Origin of the sequence: Draconibacterium sp. (assembly GCF_041583095.1) — a bacterium.
In the GTDB taxonomy this organism is placed as follows: Bacteria; Bacteroidota; Bacteroidia; order Bacteroidales; family Prolixibacteraceae; genus Draconibacterium.
Genome location: NZ_JBFHGM010000367.1, coordinates 1 through 4,075, shown reverse-complemented (window position 1 = coordinate 4,075; position 4,075 = coordinate 1). Strand labels below are relative to the sequence as shown.

Genomic DNA, 4,075 nt, shown 5'->3' with positions numbered 1-4,075 from the left:
TGGTGCTGTGAAATCGGCCTTCTATTTATGGATTAACGGCGAAAAAGTAGGTTACTCACAAGGAAGCAAAACACCTGCCGAATGGGACATTACTCCTTATTTAAAGGAAGGCGAAAATATTGTGGCAACCGAAGTTTACCGCTGGTCTGACGGTTCATACCTGGAAGCACAGGATTTTTGGCGCATAAGCGGAATTGAACGTGATGTTTATCTCTATTCTACACCAAAAGTGCGCATCCGCGATTTTTTTGCCAAACCCGATTTGGATGGCAAATACACAAACGGAGTATTTAGTCTTGATGTTGATCTGAGCAATCACACTTCTAAATTAAGATCGGGAGACTACACCATTAAATACAGTATTTATGATGAAAGTGGTTCAGCGCTATTGAGCCGTGAACAGGAAGTTAAAATCCATAGAAAAGAAAGTGCTTCTCTTCATTTTTCTGAAGAACAAATAAAAGATGTAAAAAAATGGACGGCCGAAACTCCTAATTTATATACGCTCGTAATTAGTCTGATCGACGAGAACGGCACCACTGTTGAAGCCGTTAACTCAAATATTGGTTTCCGTAAGATTGAGATAATCGATGCAGTGTTTCATATCAACGGAGTTCCGGTTACCATAAAAGGTGTAAACCGACACGAGCACGACCAATACAAGGGCCATGTAGTGAGCGAAGAGGCTATGATAAAGGAAATTGCATTGATGAAACAGTTCAACATTAATGCGGTGCGTACCAGCCACTACCCTAACGACGAACGTTTTTACGGTTTGTGCGATAAATACGGTTTATATGTTACAAACGAAGCCAACATCGAGTCGCACGGAATGTATTACGGAGAACATTCGCTGGCCAAAAAACCGGAATGGACAACGGCGCATGTCGACCGGAATATGCGTATGGTTGAGCGTGATAAAAACCATCCTTCGGTAATTGTCTGGTCGATGGGAAATGAAGCCGGCGATGGTGAAGTTTTTTCGGCCGTCTACAAAGCCATAAAAGAACGTGATCCTTCACGTCCCGTTCATTACGAGCGTGCCATTATGGGCGACAACACTGATATTTTCTGTCCGCAATACCCAAGTGTTCAGGCGCTGGAAAATTATGGATCGAAACATCAGACTAAACCGTTTATCTCAAGCGAATATTCGCACGCCATGGGAAACAGCAACGGTAACCTGGTTGATTTGTGGGAAGTGTTTAACCGCGACAGAAACGACCAGCTACAGGGCGGCTACATTTGGGACTGGATTGATCAGGCGCTGGTAAAAAAAGCGGACGACGGTACTGAATTCTGGGCGTACGGTGGCGATTATGGCGAAAATATGCCAACCGACTACAACTTTGTTTGTAACGGAATTATCTCAGCTGATTACACCCCGCATCCGGCCATGTGGGAAGTAAAATATGCTTACCAAAACGTAAAAATAGAGCAAATTGACAGAGCTTACCGAATTACCAACATGTTTGATTTTATCGATCTGAGCAATTACGAAATCCGCTGGACTTGCACTCGTGATGGTAAATATTATAGCTCCGGTGTTCTGGAAAATATCAACCTTAAACCGGGAGAATCAACAGATGTGGATATTGATTCAGGAATAAAAATTGAATTTAGCGATTCGGAACCTCATGAATTCTTTATCGATTTTTCAGTAAAACTTAAGGAAGATAAAGCATTCCGTAAAGCCGGATATGAAGTGGCGCACGAACAATTTCCTGTTAAAATAGAGATGGTAAGTACAGCTGATGCACAGACATCTTCGCCGGAACTGAAACTGGAAGAAACTAATACTAATTTTACCGTTAGAGGACCGCAATTCATTATTACCTTTGACAAAGAAACAGGTACAATATCTTCGTACAAAATGAACGGCACGGAGTTGATTCAAAAAGGTTTGCAGGTGAATTTCTGGCGACCTGCCAACGACAATGATAAAGGCAGCAATATGCTTGGTCGATTAGGCGTTTGGCGCGAAGTTTCAAGGAACTTAAAACCCGAAAGTGTTACAGCCGTTGAAACTGATGACAACAAAATTTACCTGACAACAAAATACAATTTTGAGAAGATTGATGCAACACAGTCGGTAGTTCATGAGATTGATGGAAACGGGAAAATTGAGGTTACAAGTACTTTTGAAACGTCGAACGTAGAACTCCCCAACATTCCACGAATTGGTATGCGTTGGGAAATGCCGGTGAATTTCGACAACCTGAAATATTTTGGTCGCGGGCCACACGAAAACTATATCGACCGCAACCACAGTGCTTTTGTGGGTATTTACGAAAGCAAGGTGGCCGACCAGTATTTTAAATACGTTCGTCCACAGGAGAATGGCTACAAAACCGATGCTCGCTGGTTCGAGTTGAGAAACGAAAACGGCTTGGGCTTAAAAATATCGGGCAATCCGGTAATTGGCTTCTCTACCCTGCATAATCCTATCGAAGATTTTGACATGGAAGACAGGAACGACTATCGCCACACCAACGACATTGTGAAAAAAGACGGTGTATTTATTTGCACCGACCTGCTACAAATGGGTGTTGCCGGCGATAATTCGTGGGGAGCACAACCAATGCAGCAGTATCAGATTCCGGCAAAAGATTACCAGTACAGTTTTACAATCGAGCCAATATTTTAATTAGCAACATCAGTAATTTAACTAACAATGCAGAAGGCTATCATTTTATTCGTCGTCATGACAATCAGTTTGGGGATTTTTGCCCAATCTGCCGACATCGTACCAAAGCCGGTTTCGGTGGTAAAAAAAGAGGGAGTGTTTAAAATTACCTACAACACAAAAGTTCTTTTTAACGCCTCTAATGAAACTGAAAAAGAATTCTCCGATCTGGCAAAAGATCTTTTAAAAAGCGCGACAGGTAACACTCCTGAGTTTGTTGCAACAACAGCTCCGAAAGAAGGCAATATTCTTATCCAGCTCAACAATCCACTCGATACAAAAATCGGCAACGAAGGTTATACACTTTCTATTCAAAACGACCGCGTATTTTTAAATGCCAATACAACAGCAGGTCTATTTTATGGCATGCATAGCATTTGGCAGCTGTTAACGGCAAACGATGGCACTACACTGCCCTGCATGGAGATTACCGATTATCCTCGTTTTGGCTGGCGTGGTTTGCATCTTGATGTGTCGCGCCACTTTATGCCCGTTGAGTTTATTTACAAATACATCGACTACATCGCGCTGCACAAAATGAATGTTTTCCACTGGCATTTGGTGGATGATCAGGGTTGGCGTATTGAAATAAAAAAGTACCCAAAACTTACTGAAGTTGGCGCATGGCGTGCCGACCGTGAAGACCTGGATTGGAGCTCACGAAAAGAACCGGTTAAAGAAAGCGAACCAAAATATGGCGGCTTTTACTCGCAGGAAGAGGTAATAGCCATTGTTGAATACGCGCGAAAAAAACATGTTACGGTAATTCCTGAAATTGAAATGCCGGCACACGTTATGTCGGCGTTAGCAGCTTATCCTGAGTTTTCGTGCACCGGAGAATACAAACCGGTTCCTCCGGGCGGAGTTTGGCCGATCACGCATATTTTCTGTGCCGGAAAAGAAGAAACATTTAACTTTCTGGAAGATGTATTGACAGAAGTTATGGGCCTTTTTCCTTCAACTTACATTCATATTGGAGGCGACGAAGCCACAAAAACCGAATGGGAAAAATGTGAGCTCTGTCAGAAGCGCATGACTGACGAAGGATTAAAAGACGAGCATGAATTACAAGCTTATTTTATCAAACGAATTGAGAAGTTTCTGAATAAAAACGGCCGTCAGTTGATTGGCTGGGACGAAATTCTGGAAGGCGGACTTGATCCGACAGCAACCATTATGTCGTGGCGTGGTTCCGATCCGGGTATTAGAGCTGCAAAAGCCGGTCACGACGTGGTAATGTCGCCAACCTCGCACTGTTACTTTGATTATTACCAGGGCGACCCATCACTGGAGCCAAAAGCTTTTGGTGGAAATATCACCTTGAAAAAAGTATACAACTTCGAACCTGTTCCTGCTGAATTGAGTGCCGAAGAAGCCAAACATATTATT

At 42.9% G+C, this 4,075-nt stretch carries 2 protein-coding genes; both read left to right on the top strand.

The window, feature by feature from the left end:
- On the top strand, positions 1-2,647 hold a 2,647-nt coding region (locus tag ABZB17_RS21135; RefSeq protein WP_372653383.1), incomplete at its 5' end, for a glycoside hydrolase family 2 TIM barrel-domain containing protein.
- Between the two features lie 57 nt (positions 2,648-2,704).
- Positions 2,705-4,075: beta-N-acetylhexosaminidase (locus ABZB17_RS21130; RefSeq protein ID WP_372653381.1), on the top strand; the 1,371-nt coding region annotated here is incomplete at its 3' end.